Source organism: Pseudomonas sp. 43(2021) (genome assembly GCF_017490805.1).
Taxonomy (GTDB): domain Bacteria; phylum Pseudomonadota; class Gammaproteobacteria; order Pseudomonadales; family Pseudomonadaceae; genus Aquipseudomonas.
Genome location: NZ_JAFGYJ010000504.1, coordinates 1 through 451 on the forward strand (window position 1 = coordinate 1; position 451 = coordinate 451).

At 57.4% G+C, this 451-nt stretch carries 1 protein-coding gene and 1 pseudogene; both read right to left on the reverse strand.

Annotation, left to right across the window (positions count from 1 at the left end; all coding sequences use genetic code 11):
- The coding region (locus J5M71_RS28395; RefSeq protein WP_279382402.1) for a carbonic anhydrase at nt 1-207 on the reverse strand (207 nt) is incomplete at its 3' end.
- A gap of 58 nt (nt 208-265) precedes the next feature.
- A pseudogene (locus J5M71_RS28400) lies at nt 266-451 on the reverse strand (cyanate hydratase); the annotation flags it as partial.

Genomic DNA, 451 nt, shown 5'->3' on the forward strand with positions numbered 1-451 from the left:
TCTCGTGGGCTCTGAGATTTGTATAATATACAGGAACAGTTCGCCGGGCTCTTGCTGGGTCAGCAGCTCAGGCACCACGCGACTGTCTGAACAGGTGATGAACAGCGTGCCGGGTTGCTGAGTCGTGGCCAGATGTTTGAACAGTTCGCTGCGTTGCGGGAAGGCTTCGTTCTGGAATTTCAGGAAGCCGTCGATCAGGGCTTTCATGGGCGTGTCCTCGTGGCAGTAATGAGATGGCCCGCACGCAGGATGCGGGCCGGGCGCATTAGAACGGGCGCAGCGGCAGGAACTTGCCGTCGAGCGTCACCACCGCGCGGGAGCCGCCTTCCGGGTCTTCGACTTTTTTGATGTCCAGTTTGAAGTTGATCGCACTGATGATGCCGTCACCGAACTGCTCGTGAACCAGCGCTTTCAGCGTGGTGCCGTAGATCTGGATCATTTCGTAAAAACG